15 protein-coding genes and 1 pseudogene are annotated in these 15,816 nt (G+C 63.6%); 4 read left to right on the top strand and 12 right to left on the bottom strand.

Annotated elements, in window-relative coordinates:
* Window positions 1-217: 217 nt before the first annotated feature.
* From NDN16_RS14320 to NDN16_RS14360, 9 genes and pseudogenes are all read right to left on the bottom strand, one after another.
* A pseudogene (locus NDN16_RS14320) lies at window positions 218-952 on the bottom strand (ArdC family protein); the annotation flags it as partial.
* A gap of 175 nt (window positions 953-1,127) precedes the next feature.
* Window positions 1,128-2,546: an IS1182 family transposase gene (locus tag NDN16_RS14325; protein ID WP_039194741.1), complete on the bottom strand. Its 1,419-nt coding sequence runs from the start codon at window positions 2,544-2,546 to the stop codon at window positions 1,128-1,130.
* A 469-nt stretch (window positions 2,547-3,015) separates the two neighbouring features.
* Window positions 3,016-3,849 carry a transglutaminase-like domain-containing protein gene (locus tag NDN16_RS14330; RefSeq protein ID WP_039194740.1) on the bottom strand — a complete coding sequence of 278 codons (834 nt, stop codon included), beginning with the start codon at window positions 3,847-3,849 and terminating at the stop codon, window positions 3,016-3,018.
* 12 nt (window positions 3,850-3,861) lie between these two features.
* On the bottom strand, window positions 3,862-4,137 hold the full coding sequence (locus NDN16_RS14335; protein ID WP_009452373.1) for a DUF1488 domain-containing protein: 276 nt from the start codon (window positions 4,135-4,137) through the stop codon (window positions 3,862-3,864).
* On the bottom strand, window positions 4,134-4,463 hold the full coding sequence (locus NDN16_RS14340; RefSeq protein WP_039194738.1) for a hypothetical protein: 330 nt from the start codon (window positions 4,461-4,463) through the stop codon (window positions 4,134-4,136). The genes NDN16_RS14335 and NDN16_RS14340 overlap by 4 nt, the downstream gene beginning before the upstream one ends.
* Entirely contained in the window at window positions 4,460-4,702 is a 243-nt protein-coding gene (locus tag NDN16_RS14345) for a hypothetical protein (RefSeq protein ID WP_039194737.1), read from the bottom strand. Before NDN16_RS14345 ends, NDN16_RS14340 begins: the two co-directional genes overlap by 4 nt.
* A 36-nt stretch (window positions 4,703-4,738) precedes the next feature.
* A complete protein-coding gene (locus tag NDN16_RS14350; protein ID WP_167387076.1) occupies window positions 4,739-4,885 on the bottom strand; it encodes a hypothetical protein in 147 nt (48 codons plus the stop codon).
* Window positions 4,878-5,180 (bottom strand): hypothetical protein, encoded by a 303-nt coding sequence (locus NDN16_RS14355; RefSeq protein ID WP_039194736.1) that lies wholly within the window; start codon window positions 5,178-5,180, stop codon window positions 4,878-4,880. Before NDN16_RS14355 ends, NDN16_RS14350 begins: the two co-directional genes overlap by 8 nt.
* Window positions 5,177-5,440, bottom strand: a complete 264-nt coding sequence (locus NDN16_RS14360; protein WP_039194734.1) for a hypothetical protein — start codon at window positions 5,438-5,440, stop codon at window positions 5,177-5,179. The genes NDN16_RS14355 and NDN16_RS14360 overlap by 4 nt, the downstream gene beginning before the upstream one ends.
* A 505-nt stretch (window positions 5,441-5,945) precedes the next feature.
* Between NDN16_RS14360 and NDN16_RS14365 the strand changes: the two genes are divergently transcribed.
* The 4 genes from NDN16_RS14365 (at window position 5,946) to NDN16_RS14380 (ending at window position 10,251) form a co-directional block, all read left to right on the top strand.
* Complete coding sequence (locus NDN16_RS14365; RefSeq protein WP_050475053.1) at window positions 5,946-6,263, top strand: co-chaperone GroES; 318 nt, start codon at window positions 5,946-5,948, stop codon at window positions 6,261-6,263.
* A 42-nt stretch (window positions 6,264-6,305) separates the two neighbouring features.
* Entirely contained in the window at window positions 6,306-7,940 is a 1,635-nt protein-coding gene (gene groL, locus NDN16_RS14370) for a chaperonin GroEL (protein ID WP_039194732.1), read from the top strand.
* A gap of 70 nt (window positions 7,941-8,010) precedes the next feature.
* Entirely contained in the window at window positions 8,011-8,403 is a 393-nt protein-coding gene (locus tag NDN16_RS14375; protein WP_039194731.1) for a hypothetical protein, read from the top strand.
* Window positions 8,404-9,363: 960 nt separating this feature from the next.
* Window positions 9,364-10,251, top strand: a complete 888-nt coding sequence (locus NDN16_RS14380; RefSeq protein ID WP_199259163.1) for a hypothetical protein — start codon at window positions 9,364-9,366, stop codon at window positions 10,249-10,251.
* A 64-nt stretch (window positions 10,252-10,315) separates the two neighbouring features.
* Here NDN16_RS14380 and NDN16_RS14385 read toward each other — a convergent pair whose 3' ends face one another.
* Genes NDN16_RS14385 through NDN16_RS14395 form a run of 3 tightly spaced genes read right to left on the bottom strand, consistent with a single transcriptional unit; the run spans window position 10,316 to window position 15,691 of the window.
* Entirely contained in the window at window positions 10,316-13,495 is a 3,180-nt protein-coding gene (locus NDN16_RS14385) for an error-prone DNA polymerase (protein ID WP_039194727.1), read from the bottom strand.
* Window positions 13,492-15,015: a Y-family DNA polymerase gene (locus tag NDN16_RS14390; protein ID WP_039194726.1), complete on the bottom strand. Its 1,524-nt coding sequence runs from the start codon at window positions 15,013-15,015 to the stop codon at window positions 13,492-13,494. Before NDN16_RS14390 ends, NDN16_RS14385 begins: the two co-directional genes overlap by 4 nt.
* Window positions 14,930-15,691 (bottom strand): ImuA family protein, encoded by a 762-nt coding sequence (locus NDN16_RS14395; protein WP_039194725.1) that lies wholly within the window; start codon window positions 15,689-15,691, stop codon window positions 14,930-14,932. The genes NDN16_RS14390 and NDN16_RS14395 overlap by 86 nt, the downstream gene beginning before the upstream one ends.
* Window positions 15,692-15,816 lie beyond the last annotated feature (125 nt).

Below are 15,816 nucleotides of genomic sequence, written 5' to 3' on the forward strand. Positions count from 1 at the left end.
GCGAGGGGTTCCCCTCGCGCTCTCCCGCTCGCCGCGTGGCAGGGGTGCAGGACTTAGCCTGCACCCCATGAACAGCTTGTCGTGCCGCCGCCGCGTCAAGCGTTGTCCTCGCTACGCTGCGGGAACGCTTGACCCGGACGTCTGAAGAGCTTCACCGGAGCCGTGGTGAGGCGCCTCCAATGCATGATTCTGAGACAGGATCACAGAGTCAGGATAAGGCGACCAGCTCCTCGAAGGCGTATTTCTTCGTGCCGAAGCTGCCCGAAAAATCCCGCCCCAAGCGCGAGGCATGGCCTGTGGCATGCCCCATCTCGTGGAGCGCCGTCCTGTGCCAGTTGATCGGCTCGAAATAGGCGGCCGGAGGCGGCACCTGCACGTAGTCGAGCGCCGGAACATAGAAGGCGCGATCCCCGCCGATGCGGAAATCGATCCCGGTCGCCTCGATCAGCGCCTCGACCTTCGGCTCGATCATGCCGGGCGGCGGTGGCGGGGCCTCGAAGGCGATGTCCTCGGGCAGGCCCTCGCATTGCGCCGCGTTGAACACGGTGAAGCGCTTCAGGAACGGAATGCTGCTGGCTTCTTCGCCCGACTCCTGGGCGCGGCGCTTCTCGTCCTCCGGCGTGAAGCGGTCGGCATAGACGACGGTGGTGCCGCGCTCGCCCTTGCGGACATTTCCGCCCAGCGAGAGTGCTTGCCGGAAGGTGAGCCAATGCTGGGTCGGATAGCCGTGCTGGACCACTGCGCCCCAGAGGATGAGGACATTGATCCCGGAATATTGCCGCGCGGTCGCGGCATTCCTCGGCATGGCGAGCGGCGCCTTCGCCGCCGCCGTCCCCCAGGGCTGGACCCAGGGCAGCCGCCCTTCCTCCAGCTCGGCGATGATCTTGTCGGTGATGTCGTCATAGAGATTGCTGCGGGCGCCGCCTGGGCGAGCGCGGTCCTTTCTGGCCATCGGGATGATCTCCGCGACGGGCGCCGGAGGCCACTCCTCCAGCCCTCAACCCGTCACGGAAAACCCGTCCGCACTCTCCCTCTCAGGGGGCGTTGCGGGGCAGGCTGTGCCAAAACGTCAGCCGTCGGAGCCGCAGCGCCTGCCAGGTGGAGCCGAAGCGAAGCGCCGCCTCGCGTCAGCTCGGGGTAACAACCCTCGTTCCGAATGTGTTCGCGGCGTGTAGGATGTTGAAGGCTAGGATCGACAGCGCCGCCTCCGCCTTTACCGCCCTAAGTCCTCTAGTTAGGAACCTTCCGCCACCCGACATTCGCTTTATGGTGCCGAATGGATGCTCGACCGTGCATCGCCTGATCGTCATCAAGCTGGGATTGGCATGGATTCGGGCCTCCATGCGATCGAGGGCACCTTGATCGACAAGCCGGTGAATTGTGCGCTGGGCTCCCGGCGTGCATCTCGGCTTCAACGCACAGGTCGCGCAGGCCGAGGTACGGTAGCGCATCGCCCGATTGCGAGTATGGATTCCGGACGGGCGTAGAGTTTGCCCGCCGGGGCAACGGACCGTGTCGCTGTCCTCGTCGTAGAGGAACTGTACCGGTCGAAAATGTTCGGAATTCATCGCGCCGCGCTTGATCGGCGCAGCGACCTCAATGTTCTCGCGTTCGCAACGGGCGACTTCTTCGGCGTTTGAGTAGCCGCCGTCGGTCAACACCTGGAGCTGATCTACCTCCAGCACGGCCTTAGCCGCGACTGACATCGGATGAAGAAGGTGGCTGTCGTTCGCGTCATTGTAGACGTCATGGTGGACGATCAGACCACTCGCAACATCGACGACGCTTTGCAGATTGTACGAGGGAAGCTTCGGCGCGTGGGCATATCCCATCGGTTTGGCCTCCGGCTCGCCAAACACGAGCACCTTCTCGACCCGTCGATCGAGTTCCTGCTGTCGCCTGGCCAGCCGGTCCTTCCGACGCTGCAGGGAGGCAATGGCGGACTTGAAGCCTTCGCGGTGCAGTGGTTGATCATCAAAGCCCCGCGCGACGGTCTCGTCGATTATGTCCAGGCGGTCGAGATAATAGGCGATCTCTTTTTCGGTATGCGCGATATCGCGCGCGAGCCGCTCCGCCCCGGCGATGTTCTTTGGACTGGCGACCGCTCGCATCTTGGTGCCGTCGAGTGCGACCGACCGGCCGCCTACCAAATTCTGCTCGCGACAGAACAGCACGAACGCGGCGCTGGCGGCGACGATCGCGTCGGGATAGTCGTGCCGGAAGGCGGCAATGGTCCGATAGTCCGGCGCGAGTTGCCGCATCAGCCACATTGCTTCAAGGTCGCGCTTGCAGGAGCGCTCCAGATGTCGCGATGAACGGGCTTGATTGAGGTAGCCCCAGATATACAGCCGGAGCATGTCGCTGGGATGATAGCCTGGTCGTCCGGTCGAGGCCGCAATGGCGCGTGTGAAGCCAAGCTCAATCATATCCAGACTGTCGACGAAAGCATCGACGACGCGGACGAGCGCGTCAGGCCCAACATAGTCATCGACACATGGGGGAAGCAGATTGGCCTGATCTCGCGCTATTCCCTCAATGAAGCTCATAGACACCTCGGCAAAGCAGATCAGGAGAGTCTGATTCTACACTTGTTTGCTCATAGGGAAAGGCTTTGTATTGGGTCTCGAATAACTACCCAGAGGCAGGATCGCGGCACCTCGCTGACCCTCCAAACTTCCGAGAAAAGGTGGCTTCCTGCTTTCGGCACTTTGGGCGACGAACCTGCGAAAGCTGTCATTCAAACAGTCTTCGCACTTCGACTGGATGCGCCTGACGTCAGCCACAGGCCCGACTTTTCCGTTTGCTGAAAGTGGGTATTACGAGGATGGAACATTAGGTCGCGGCCGCACCGGCTCAAGGGATTGGAATCGCGCCAACCTAACGTCGGGAACCGGTCACAGTCAGCGGACCATGGCGGGTGCCTGACTAAAGTGGGTTATCTTCGAAAAGGTCTGCGGCGCTTCCGGTATGCCTTGCCGTATCGCCTGTAGCCTTGGTGTCCGGTCCCAAGGCGCCTTACTCGCGATGCTCTTGCGCCTGTTGCAAGCCCGATACCTCGTAAGTCCATACTCGGAACGCCTTCAGAACATGCGGGCCGAAGGAGTTGACGAGCGGTATGTCGGCTGCGTCGCGGCCGCGCGCCACCACGATCCTGCCGATCCGCGGGACGTTGTTGCGCGGATCGAAGGTGTACCATTCGCCATCGAGGAACACTTCGATCCAGGCGCTGAAATCCATCGGATCGACGACCGGCACGCCGATGTCACCGAGATGGCCGTTGATATAGCGAGCGGGGATGTTGAGGCATCGGCAGAACGTGACCGCAAGATGCGCGAAATCGCGACAAACGCCAACGCGCTCATGGAACGCCTCGAAAGCCGTCCGCGTAGATCGAGCCTGCATGTAGTCGAAGCGGATGTGGTTGTGGACGAAATCGCAGATCGCCTGCACCCGGCTCCAACCGGGCGGCATCTTGCCGAACAGGTCCCAAGCGGTCTGGCTGAGACGGTCGGTTTCGCAGTAGCGGCTGCCCATGAGGTAGACGAGGCAATCGTCCGGCAAGTCCGGCACCGGCAGTTCCCGGGCACCCGGCACAATCCCGTCCGGCCTGCCGTCGTCCTCGATCGTGGCATCACCCCACATCGTCAGGTCGCCCGCAGGCGCGACCAGCCGCCGGCATTTGTTGCCGAAGAGATCGCGGTAGGTCGATACGTGCACATCGGGTGTGGTGAACGTCGTCTCCGGCACCCGTATGTCAGCCGCGCGATCCTCGTGCACCGACAGCAGACACACCAAGGCTGTCGGCTGCTGGCAGGTCAGTGTGATCTCATACCCGTAGCGGATCAGCATTGAGTGGTGTCTTTACCGGAAATCGGCAGCGGTCAGCGTATAGGAGGTTTGGCGACGATGCGAGTAGGCCTCGCGGGCGACATCGTGGATCGAACTGCGCGTCGCATCGAAGGTCGAGAGATACATCTCTTCCGACACCTCAGTGCTGCGCAATTCAGCAGGGGACCTGGCGAGCGCTTCCACTTCGACAAAGAACGGCACTTCGAACATGCCGTCGTGCCCGATAAAGCGAATGGCGTTGCGCACTTCGTCGAAGCTGCGGCTGGGGTTCAGGAATTCAAGGGTCATCGTTGATCTGCCCTTGCCGTTTGCAGCAGCAGTGGTACACGCATAAACCCGTTCATGTGCTCCTTGCGTCGCACATCATTCCGACGATTGAGGGAAAGCATCCCGTCGGTTGCGGCCGAGTGGCTAAGGCCGATCATCTCCTGCCCTTCGCGGCTGGCTGGAACGCCGGTGAAGACATGGTAGATGGTCCAGGACCGGTCGGCTTCGATCCGGCGGCCATATTGTTCGTCGCCTGGTGCGCGGGCGGATGCACCGCCTTCATTGTCCCAGACGCCGATCGCGCGGTCGTGCCGCTCCCGTTCGATTTCATCTATGTATCGGGTCATGATCGTGGCCTTTCTCTAGTGGTCACGTCGGCATCAATGATGCCGGAAAATAGCGCGTTACCGGATAAGTCGGTGATCGCGATGGCGTCGGGCCGTTGAGGCATATCGAGCGTCTGCGAAAGCAGTTGCGCAATCTCAATGGCGTTGGCGAGATCGACGGCTTCCACCGCCTCTCGGCCCACGACAGCATGGGCGTCATCCGTCTCCCGCGTGCGGTAGAACTCGATGACAACTTTCATGGCGCTACTTGCTCTTTCAGCCGGAGCAGCACTGCCTCAGTGCTTGCCTTTGCCTTGGGAAGCATTGGCATCATTGGCGGCAAACTTGATCTGGTTGCCGAAGGTGCTTTCAGGCTTTGGCGGGGCCTTCTCCTGTTTCGGCTTTCTGATCTCGCGATTGCTTCGTTTCTGGCCTTTAGCCATGTCCGAACGTCCTTTCGATGAGGGTTGCGCCATTACCGGATTGCGACATGTCGACCGGCTCGAGGCTGTCCTGCGTCGTCACTCGCTCATGGCGTTCGTCGTCGTTGCGGATGCGATATTGCAGTGAATCTCCCCGTGCCGGCAGTCTGCCGGTTATGCGGTAGATATCGGCGGGTAATGCCGGCCTCACGAAACCGCCCTTGAGCCGGACAGCCTGTCCGATCGCGAAGAGATGAGCAGGAGCCTCGTGGCGGGCGGGACGGTTCGTGCGCCGGATTGGGTTGGTTGATATCATGGCTGTTGGTGATCCTTTTCGAGGGCGGCGTCGAGATCGGCGGGATCTATCGGCGCCATCTGATACGTGTGGCCATCAATGCCGATGGCGGGCAGGTGGATGAAGGCGCCTACACGTCTCCAGGCAAGGCGGGAGGATCCCTCCAGCAGTTCCTCATCCTGGTCCACGCGATAGTCGCCGGCAGGCTGCGCAGCGTCGAAGCCGGACAGCATGAAGGGTGCGGAGAACCGGACGATTTTCTGCGTGGTGCGCGTTGTCATGGGTCGATACCTCCGCAGGAGCACGCAAACGCGCCTCCTGCATCATTCCCATTCGAACCGGAACGAACTTCCGTGCTGCCAGTACATCCGTGGTCAGCGGCGCGTTCATTCCAAGGTTCGAACAGAGCGATATGCGCGCCAGGTCGGCGCGTGATGCATTCGCTATCGAGAATTCGGTGGTGAATGGCGGGTCTCTGACACCGCAAAAAGCCAAGTCGGCCAAATCAACGAGTTTTATATATGGGCTGTCCCCACCCGGTAAACAAGGAGCGGGTCGCTATTATTTATCTAGAATTGAATAAATGGCTCTTCCATAAAAATAAAAATCCTTAAAAAGGCAGGAAATACGTATTGAAAACAACAAACATCGCATTGGTAGAAGTGATATAAATTTTCGCAATTCCACCTTTTCAACGAAATACGTTTAGCACTCCTATCATTCGAGTGCCAAAGTCGCTATCTATCCGAGGTGGTCGCCCTATGCGCCGGCCTCAGAAAGAACCCCATGAAATTCCGGCCCCTCCACGACCGCGTCGTCATCCGACGGGCGGAAGGCGATCTCAAATCCAAAGGCGGGATCATCATTCCCGATACCGCGAAGGAAAAGCCGCAGGAAGGCGAGGTGATCGCCGTCGGCCCGGGTTCGCGCGACGAAGCCGGCAAGCTGGTTCCACTCGACGTCAAGGCGGGCGACCTCATCCTGTTCGGCAAATGGTCCGGCACCGAGGTCAAGCTCGACGGCGAGGATCTCCTGATCATGAAGGAATCCGACATCATGGGCATCGTCGAGAAGACAACGGCGGCCGCCAGCAAAGCCGCCTGACCGGCCGATACCTGATAATCAAGCCCGAACTGGACGAACATCATGTCTGCCAAGGAAATCAAATTCGCCGGCGAAGCCCGCGACCGCATGCTGCGCGGCGTCGAACTGCTGAACAACGCCGTCAAGGTGACGCTCGGGCCAAAGGGACGCAACGTCGTCATCGACAAGGCCTATGGCGCGCCGCGCATCACCAAGGACGGCGTCACCGTCGCCAGGGAGATCGAACTCGAAGACAAGTTCGAGAACATGGGCGCGCAGATGGTGCGCGAGGTGGCCTCCAAGACCAACGACCTCGCCGGCGACGGAACCACGACGGCGACGGTGCTCGCGGCCTCCATCCTGCGCGAGGGCGCCAAGCTGGTCGCCGCCGGGATGAACCCGATGGACCTGAAGCGCGGCATCGACATTGGCGTCGCGGCCGTCGTCAAGGAAATCCAGGCGCGGGCCAGGAAGGTCAAGTCGTCGGCTGAGATCGCGCAGGTCGGCACGATCGCCGCCAATGGCGATGGCACCATCGGCGGGATGATTGCGAGTGCGATGGACAAGGTCGGCAACGAGGGTGTGATCACCGTCGAGGAAGCCAGGACCGCCGAAACCGAGCTCGACGTGGTCGAAGGCATGCAGTTCGATCGCGGCTACCTCTCTCCATACTTCGTCACCAACGCCGAAAAGATGCGCGTGGAACTGGATGACCCCTACATCCTCATCCACGAGAAGAAGCTCGGTAATCTTCAAGCCATGCTGCCGATCCTGGAGGCGGTGGTGCAAAGCGGCAAGCCGCTGCTGATCATCTCCGAGGACGTCGAGGGCGAGGCGCTCGCCACGCTGGTCGTCAACAAGTTGCGCGGCGGCCTGAAGGTCGCGGCCGTGAAAGCTCCGGGCTTTGGCGACCGCCGCAAGGCCATGCTCGAGGACATCGCCGTGCTGACCGCCGGCCAGGTGATCTCCGACGATCTCGGCATCAAGCTGGAAAATGTCACGCTCGACATGCTCGGCAGCGCCAAGCGTGTTGTCGTAGACAAGGACACGACAACGATCATCGACGGTTCCGGCGACAAGGCCGGCATCGCCGCTCGTATTGCCCAGATCAAGGCGCAGATCGAGGAAACGACCTCGGACTACGACAAGGAGAAGCTCCAGGAGCGGCTGGCCAAACTCGCCGGAGGCGTCGCGGTGATCCGCGTCGGCGGCGCGACCGAGACCGAGGTCAAGGAGAAGAAAGACCGCATCGACGATGCGCTCAACGCCACCCGAGCTGCGGTCGAGGAAGGCATCGTGCCCGGCGGCGGTGTGGCGCTGCTGCGCGTCAGGACCGTGCTGGCCTCTCTGACAGGCGCCAACGCCGATATAACCGCAGGCATTTCGATCGTGCGTCGGGCGCTCGAAGCGCCGGTCCGGCAGATCGCCGAGAATGCCGGCGTCGAAGGCTCGATCGTGGTCAGCAAGCTCACGGACAGCAAGGACCACAACCAGGGCTTCGACGCCCAGACCGAAACCTATGTCGACATGATCGAGGCCGGTATCGTCGACCCCGCCAAGGTCGTCAGAACCGCCCTGCAGAACGCCGGCTCGATCGCAGCGCTCCTGATCACCGCCGAGGCGATGATCGCCGACATTCGCGCGAAGGAATCCACCCCGTCGGCCGGCAACGGCGGCATGGGCGGAATGGGATACTGAGAACAGTGCCTGAACCGTTCGGCCGACGCCCAGACAAAGCAATCTGCATTCCAACCTGGAAGGAATCTCCATGGCCACACAAAGCACGACCAAACCATCTCTCTCCCGCCGCTGGGAAGACTATCAGCCTTCAAAGACCATTCTGGTCTGGGCATGCATCGCGGCGATGATCGCAACGATCGTTATAGGATTCAGCTGGGGCGGCTGGGTCACTGGCGGCACTTCGCAGACCATGGCGAAAGCGGCCGGCGACACGGCGCGCGGGGAGCTGGCATCCGCCATATGCGTCGAAAGGTTCAACGCGGCCCCAGATGCGGCGGCGAAACTTGCCGAGTTCAAGGCGATACCCGACAGCTACAAGAAGCGTCAGTTCGTGGAAGCCGGCGGCTGGGCGACGATGCCGGGGCAGACGACTGCCGACCGGCTTGGAGTCCAAGGCTGTGTCACCGGGCTTGGCGCATAATACCCCGTTTAAAGCGCTCAGGCAGGCGCCAGGGCGTTTCCACCCGCCACCGGAAGGAACTTCAGCAATGATCTCGTTTGTGAAGAAGACAGATACGCATCCGACGCTCAAGCAGGTCGAAGAAAATCGCTTCGAGCAGATCCGCAAGGCGGCGGCTGAACGGCACCGCAAATAGGATACCGACGGCACCCGCCGCCGCGCCCGCCAGAAGGCCGAGGACAACAGGCTGATCTGAGATGCATGTGCTCTACTCGAAAAGGCAGCATCCGATGCGATATCTTGATCGAATAAGAACGGAACCGTCCCTCTGGCTCCTGATACTGATGGTCGGTGGCTTGGCCGCCACGATCCTTTACGTGGTTCTGACTAGCATCACCTATTGAGTGAAGTGCAAGCCAGCTTCACCGATCCGACGTTGGGATGATGGATGGGCATGGGGATGCGATCAGCGTATCTCCGGTATCCAGCCGCCTGGGGAGCTTGCTCTGCTGATCGCAGAGGCATTAAGGGAAGGAGCAGGCTGACATGCCGAGGCTGTCCGACTTGGGTGCGGAATAGTTCCTCCGAGGCGGACCAATAAGGGCCAAGCAGCGGTCAGCCGCAGCGGCTCAACGGCAGCTTTCGGGATTTTGCGATCTCATAGCCGATGATGACAAAGAGGTCTTAAGCAGCCAAACGCTCATATTCCATAGAGCGGGCAAAATCATTCGCTGCGCTCGCACGATTGGTGGGTTTTAGCACAGCCTGGGGGTCTCCCCGCTGAAGGGGGTGCGCCGGCAACGATAGTGCCGGCCAGGGGGGAAGGCCTTCCCCCTTCAGGCCCACGGCAAGATGCGCGTTTATTCGCGGGAACAATAAAACGAGCCCGCGCGAAGGAAGAATCAGAAGCGAATAGCCGTCGCCGGTGTTGGCGTCTCCCGGTATGATGAGGTGAGTTTGGCGCTCAGGCTTGGAAAACTAATGACGCAGCATGACCAGCACATCGCCGCGTGGCGGGATGCTTTTCGCGACGAGACAACGGGCATCCACAGAGCCATTCAGGATCTGCTCTGGAACTACGCCGCCTTTCGCACGACGGTTCGGATCGTCCGTCTTGCAAATGAGAAGAGAGGCTCGAGACCCCCGCTTAACCAGATGATGTTCAATCTCGTTTCCGAGGGATACTGGTCAAGCCTGCTTCTCGGCACTCGCCGACTTCTCGATAAGGCCCCGATAAAAGGCCCCAAGGGAGTTTACTCGATCCGATCTGTCGTCAACGACGTGAAAGCGAGCCAAAACTGGTTGACCAGGAGAATCTACGTCGAGAAAGTGCTTGACGCGCAATACGATCTCGATCGCCTGCATCAAGAACAACATGACCACCTCGTCGCCGCGAAGGGGCGTCCGGTGTGGGGCGATCCAGAGCTCATGAAAAGTGAGGCCGCGCATCGGCATTTCGATGTTTTGAGCGGCGTTTCTGCGTCAGAGCGTAACCCGAGCAATCTGATCTCGGACACGGTCTTCGAGAAGATCGAAACTCGGCTTGCCCGCCTTGATCGAATTGCCGAGCACGTTAACTCGCATGTTGCCCATGCCGGGAACAAGCAAAGTCGGCAGGACAGGGAGCTTGGTGATTTCGACATTCGCGATGCTGAAAAGACTCTCAGGCAGTTGAAGGAAATCGCGGATCTGGTCGGAGTGTGGTTCGCCAACGAAGGCGGTGCGGGCCTCGCCACATATCTCGGTGACCAATTCGAGGGCCTCGATCATCCTGTTGTAGACACCGCCGACCTTGCCGACCTTGCAGAACAATGGCGATTGATCGATAGAGAAATCGCAGAATGGTCGATCGGGCCAGAAGATCTGTGATCCCCGAGAGGCAAGCCGATTCCTTGGTTCGAACCGATACCGCCTTCTGTCAAAGCCACCGGCTTTACCGGAAATCCCGCGCCTTCACCCTGATGCCGCCGGCCACCGGCCCCTGCTTCTCGGCCGCAGCCGCCTCGCGCTGCCCGACACTCGCCAGATCCCGCGACAGATCGACGATCCGATGGGCGACAAGATGCACGACCTCGCCCTCGCGCTGAACGCGGCCCCTCACGGCGATCATGCTCGATGAGAGAATGACCCGCCGATAGCGCTCGAAGACCTTTTGCCACACGACGAGATTGGCGATGCCGGTCTCGTCCTCGAGCGTGACGAACATGACGCCATTAGCCGAGCCGGGGCGTTGGCGCACCAGGACGATCCCTGCCGCCTCCAGCCAGCGCCGGTCGCGCGCCGCCATCGCCTCGGCGCAGCTGACGATCCGGCGCTTCGCCAGGTCCTCGCGCAGGAAGGAGACCGGATGGCGGCGCAGCGACAGGCCGATATGCCCGTAATCCTCGACCACCTCGCGACCGGCGGGCATCGCTCTCAGCGCGATCGCAGGCTCGTCGAGTTCCGGAACGGTCCGCCCCTCACGGTCCGAGGCGGCGGCGAAGAGCGGCAGTTCCTCGTCGCGCAGCCCCTTGATGGCCCATTGCGCCTCGCGCCGGGCGAGGCCGAAAGCCGGACGGAATCCATCGGCCGCGGCGATCTGATCGAGCGCCGCGACGGGAACGCCGGCCCGCCGCCAGAGATCGGCGATCGAGGTGAAATTCTCATCGCCCCGCGCCGCCACGATGGCGGCGGCATGGGCATTGGCGAGGCCCTTGACCATTCGCAGTCCAAGACGGACCGCGAGACGGCTTTCGTCGCCGGTCGGCTCCAGCGTGCAATCCCAGCGGGAGGCATTGATGCAGACCGGGCGGACCTCCACCCCATGCTCGCGGGCGTCGCGCACGATCTGGGCCGGCGCATAAAAGCCCATGGGCTGGGCGTTGAGGAGCGCGGCGCAGAAGACATCCGGGTGCCAGCATTTGAGCCAGGCCGAGGCATAAGCGATCAGCGCGAAGCTCGCCGCATGGCTTTCGGGAAAACCATAGGAGCCGAAGCCTTCGAGCTGCTGGAAGGTCCGGGCCGCGAACGGCTCCTCATATCCGCGCGCGATCATCCCCGAGATCAGCCGGTCGCGGAACTTCGAGACGCCGCCGGTATGTTTGAAGGTCGCCATGCTCTTGCGCAGGAGATCGGCCTCGCCCGCGGTAAAGCCCGCGCATTCGATGGCGACGCGCATCGCCTGTTCCTGGAACAGCGGCACGCCGAGCGTCTTTCCCAGCACCTTCTCCAGCTCGGGCCGGGGATAATCGACCTCTTCCAGGCCCTCGCGCCGGCGCAGATAGGGATGAACCATATCGCCCTGGATCGGCCCCGGCCGCACGATCGCGACCTGCACCACCAGGTCGTAATAGGTCCGGGGTTTCAAGCGCGGCAGCATCGACATCTGCGCCCGGCTCTCGATCTGGAAGGTGCCGAGCGTATCGGCTTTGCGGATCATCGCATAGGTGCGCGGATCCTCGGCCGGGATCGACGCCAGATCGAGGTGGATATCCTTGTGCTCGGCCAACAGGTCCAGCCCCCGGCGCATGCAACTCAGCATGCCGAGCGCCAGGACATCGACCTTCATGAAGCGCAGCGCGTCGATATCGTCCTTGTCCCATTCGATGATCTGGCGCCCCTCCATCGCCGCGGGCTCGATGGGCACGAGATCGTCGAGCCGGTCATGGGTCAGCACGAAACCGCCCGGATGCTGCGACAGATGCCGCGGCGCGCCGCGAAGCTGGGCGGCCAGTTCGAGCGTCAGGCGCAACCGGCGATCCTCCGGATTGAGGTTGAGATCGCGGAGCTGCTGCTCGGTGACACCAGCCTCGGACCCGCCCCAGAGCTGGCCGGACAGCGTCTGGATCAGGTCTTCGGGAAGCCCCAGGGCCTTGCCCACGTCCCGCAGCGCGCCCTTGGAGCGATAGCGGATGACGGTGGCGGTCAGAGCGGCGCGCTCGCGGCCGTAATGCTCATAGACCCACTGGATCACCTCCTCGCGCCGCTCATGCTCGAAATCCACGTCGATATCGGGCGGCTCGCGGCGCTCCTCGGAGACGAAGCGCTCGAACAGGAGATCGTTGCGGCCGGGATCGATCGCGGTGATGCCGAGCACATAGCAGACGGCCGAGTTCGCCGCCGATCCGCGCCCCTGGCAGAGGATGCCGCGCGACCGGGCGAAGCGGACGATGCTGTTCACCGTGAGGAAGTAGGGCGCGTAATCGAGCTTGCCGATCAGGGCCAGCTCATGCTCCAGCGCGGCGGTCACCTCCTCGGGCACGCCCTCGGGATAGCGGTGTGCGGCGCCCTCCCAGGTCAGCCGCTCCAGGGTTTCCTGCGGGGTCAGCGCCTGGTCGTCGCGCTCTTCGGGATATTGATAGCGCAGCTCGTCGAGCGAGAAGCGGCAGCGATCCGCGATCTCACGCGTCCGGGCCAAAGCCTCGGGCCAGCGCGCGAAGAGCCGGTGCATTTCGGCGGGCGGCTTCAGATAGCGGTCGGCATGGCGCTCGCGCCGGGCGCCGAGCGCATCGACGGTGACATTGTGGCGGATCGCGGTGACGACATCCTGCAGGATGCGGCGGCCGGGTTCGTGGAAGAGCACGTCATTGGTCACCACGGTGGGCACGCCGATCCGCGCGGCGAGCGTCGACAGCTCCCAGAGGCGCATCTGGTCATTGGGCCGCCGCCGCAGCGTCAGGCCGAGATAGGCGCGATCGCCGAAAGAGTCGCGCAGGCGCCTCAGGCGCAAACCGCAGGTCTCGTCGGCAAGGTCCGGCACGAGGACCGCGATCAGCCCTTCGCCATAGGCGGTGAGATCGTCCCATTCGAGATGACAGCGCGCCTTGCCCGCCCGCCCCTTGCCCAGCGACAGGAGTCGGCAGAGCCGCGACCAGGCCGCCCGGTCGGTCGGATAGACCAGCGCCGACATGCCGCAGACGAGATCGAGGCGGCAGCCGACGATCAGCCGCACGCCCGCCTCCTTCGCCGCCTCATGGGCGCGCACGATACCGGCCAGCGTGTTGCGATCGGTCACGGCCATGGCCTCGATCCCCATCGCCGCGGCGGCAGCGAGCAGCTCCTCGGCCGCGGAGGCTCCGCGCAGGAAGGAGAAATTCGACGTCACCTGCAATTCGGCGTAGGCGGGCGCGCTCATCCGAAAATCCCGTGCAGGAACCAGCGATGCGAGCCGGTGGCGGCATCCTCGCCATCGCCGGAGCGGAAGATCCAGAAGCGTTCGCCGGCATCGTCCTCGACCCGGAAATAGTCCCGCACCGCGATCAGCTCGGCATCGCGCTTCCACCATTCCCCGAAGATGCGCTCCGGTCCGTCGGCCCGTCGGACCCGGCGACGCACGCCCTTCCAGGAGAACCAGTTCGGCGGATGGTCCGGCAGGAGCGCCATGGTCTCGATCGGCTCCGGCCGGGAGAGCAGCCGCGAAGGGCGCGGCCAATGGTCGGGCCAGCCCGCACCCGTATCCTCGGCGAGTGCCGGCAGACGACGGACCGAGCGCTCGGGCACATCGCTCGCCACCGGCGCGAAACGATAGACCGCCCGCGCGCCGACCCGATTGGCCAGCGTGTCGATCAGGCCGGACAGATCCGGCGCGCCCTCCTCGATCAGGCTGCTGGCCGCCTGCCGCAAAGGCAGGGGTTCGGCAAGGGTGGCGGTCAGCGACATGATCTCGATGCCGAAGCCCGGCGCGATGGTCTCGATCCTGTCGCAGAGAAGCCGGGTCAGGCGCGCGGAATCCCGCACCGGCATGGCCAGGCCGATGCGCACCGTCTCGATCCGGTTGTCGACCCGGTGGCAGAGCAGGTCGAGACGGCGCGCGCCAAGACCCCGCCCCTCGAGCGCCTCGCAGAGCGCCATGACCAGCTTGCGAATATAGCGCGCGATGGTCTCGGCGGCGCCGATGGGCTCTGCGAAGACGCGGCGAACCGAGACCAGCTCCTCGGGCCGGATCGGTTCGATGGGTTCGGCGATCTCGCCCAGGGCCTGATCGAGACGCCGGCAGAGCTCCGGGCCGAAGCGCCGGGTCAGAGGCGCGCGCGGCTGCCCGATCAGGTCGCCGATGCGGACAAAGCCGAGGTCGTTCAGCCCCGCCGCGATCGCGGGTGGCAGGCGCAGGGCTTGCAGCGGCAGCGGTGCGAGTCCTGGGATGGTTTCGCCGGGAGGAGTGACAAACAGCGGATCGGCCGCGTAGCGCGCCAGCGCATGGGCCGCGCCCCAGCTATCGGCGATGGCTGCGCGGGCGGTGACGCCGGACATGACAAGCCGCCCGGTCAGCGCCTCCAGCATGGCCGCCTCACCGCCATGCAGATGGTCGGCGCCGGTCGCGTCGATGACGATCCCGTCCGGCGCGTCGGCGGCGGCGATAGGTGAGAAGCGTTGCAGCACCCAGAGCGCGAGGCGTTCGAGGCTGTCCAGGTCGGCCCGCGGGTCGGCGGGCTCGATGTGGAGGCCGGGCACCATCGCCTGGGCCTTGGTGACAGGCATTCCGGCGCGCAGGCCGAGCGCCCGCGCGGCCGGATCGGCCGCCGTCACCACCCGGCGGTTCTTCTCCCTTCCGGCGATGACCAGCGGCGCCTCACCGGGCGGCGCTGCGTCGCCCGCCTTCCGCCGCAACCGGTCTGTCGGCCAGTTCGGCAGGAAGACAGAGATGACCCGAGCCATCGCACGCCTCCAGTTCGATATCGAGACATTCGCCCGCCCGCGCCCGGATCAGCTCGACCAGCCAGCGCGGCCGCCCGACGCCGGGAACTGGAAGGGACGAGGACGGCAGCGCCGAGATCCGCCAGCGGGTCATCGCCGCCGTCGGCTGCCCGAAATCGCTGGCCTCCGCCTGTCGCCGCCAGCGGCGCAACGCGATGCAGATCGTCGCCGAGCCTTTCGCGGCCAGATGCAGCCGCCGCGAGGCGGTCATCGGCAGGCGCGCGACGTCGCCCACGACCGCCCCCAGCCCGCCATGCCGCAGCCCTTCCTCCATACAGGCCAGAACGGCCTTGTCGTCTCCGGCTTCGACGAAGATCACCCGGCCGGGCGGCAGTCCGGCCTGCTCCAGCCCCGGTGCGAAGAGATCCTGTAGCGCCACGCACCAGAGCACCTGCCCGGTGGTGCGGGCGGCGATCCCGGCCGTGAAACAGGCCGCAGCCGCGCCATCCACCGCCCCGTTGCCGCCTCCGGCGACTTCATGGAGGCATCCGAGCGCCAGCCCGCCACCGGGCAGCTTGCGATCCAGCGGCGCGATCCCGAAGGGCAGCACCTCGTGCGGATGCGCGCCATCGCCTTCGAGCCGCGCGATGCGCGCCCGAAGGTCGGCAATGGCTGGGCTGTCGGCACGGCTGGGCATATGAGGATGGCGTCTCCGGGGCTTTGCACTGGTCGATTCCGTTGCTATGTTCTTTATTTGTTCTCTTACAGGTCGAGAGTCAATCTCGGCCATCCCGGAAGTGATCGACGGGGTGCAATGCCCTA

The sequence above is a fragment of the Aureimonas altamirensis genome, from assembly GCF_023702225.1.
GTDB classification, from domain to species: domain Bacteria; phylum Pseudomonadota; class Alphaproteobacteria; order Rhizobiales; family Rhizobiaceae; genus Aureimonas; species Aureimonas altamirensis_B.

Coding starts and splice junctions, on each gene's coding strand:
- NDN16_RS14380 (WP_199259163.1), top strand. CDS start 9,364: ATGACGCAGCATGACCAGCACATCGCCGCGTGGCGGGATGCTTTTCGC.
- NDN16_RS14345 (WP_039194737.1), bottom strand. CDS start 4,702: ATGAAAGTTGTCATCGAGTTCTACCGCACGCGGGAGACGGATGACGCC.
- NDN16_RS14365 (WP_050475053.1), top strand. CDS start 5,946: ATGAAATTCCGGCCCCTCCACGACCGCGTCGTCATCCGACGGGCGGAA.
- NDN16_RS14390 (WP_039194726.1), bottom strand. CDS start 15,015: ATGGCTCGGGTCATCTCTGTCTTCCTGCCGAACTGGCCGACAGACCGG.
- NDN16_RS14395 (WP_039194725.1), bottom strand. CDS start 15,691: ATGCCCAGCCGTGCCGACAGCCCAGCCATTGCCGACCTTCGGGCGCGC.
- NDN16_RS14325 (WP_039194741.1), bottom strand. CDS start 2,546: ATGAGCTTCATTGAGGGAATAGCGCGAGATCAGGCCAATCTGCTTCCC.
- NDN16_RS14350 (WP_167387076.1), bottom strand. CDS start 4,885: ATGGCTAAAGGCCAGAAACGAAGCAATCGCGAGATCAGAAAGCCGAAA.
- groL (WP_039194732.1), top strand. CDS start 6,306: ATGTCTGCCAAGGAAATCAAATTCGCCGGCGAAGCCCGCGACCGCATG.
- NDN16_RS14335 (WP_009452373.1), bottom strand. CDS start 4,137: ATGACCCTTGAATTCCTGAACCCCAGCCGCAGCTTCGACGAAGTGCGC.
- NDN16_RS14330 (WP_039194740.1), bottom strand. CDS start 3,849: ATGCTGATCCGCTACGGGTATGAGATCACACTGACCTGCCAGCAGCCG.
- NDN16_RS14360 (WP_039194734.1), bottom strand. CDS start 5,440: ATGACAACGCGCACCACGCAGAAAATCGTCCGGTTCTCCGCACCCTTC.
- NDN16_RS14355 (WP_039194736.1), bottom strand. CDS start 5,180: ATGATATCAACCAACCCAATCCGGCGCACGAACCGTCCCGCCCGCCAC.
- NDN16_RS14375 (WP_039194731.1), top strand. CDS start 8,011: ATGGCCACACAAAGCACGACCAAACCATCTCTCTCCCGCCGCTGGGAA.
- NDN16_RS14340 (WP_039194738.1), bottom strand. CDS start 4,463: ATGACCCGATACATAGATGAAATCGAACGGGAGCGGCACGACCGCGCG.
- NDN16_RS14385 (WP_039194727.1), bottom strand. CDS start 13,495: ATGAGCGCGCCCGCCTACGCCGAATTGCAGGTGACGTCGAATTTCTCC.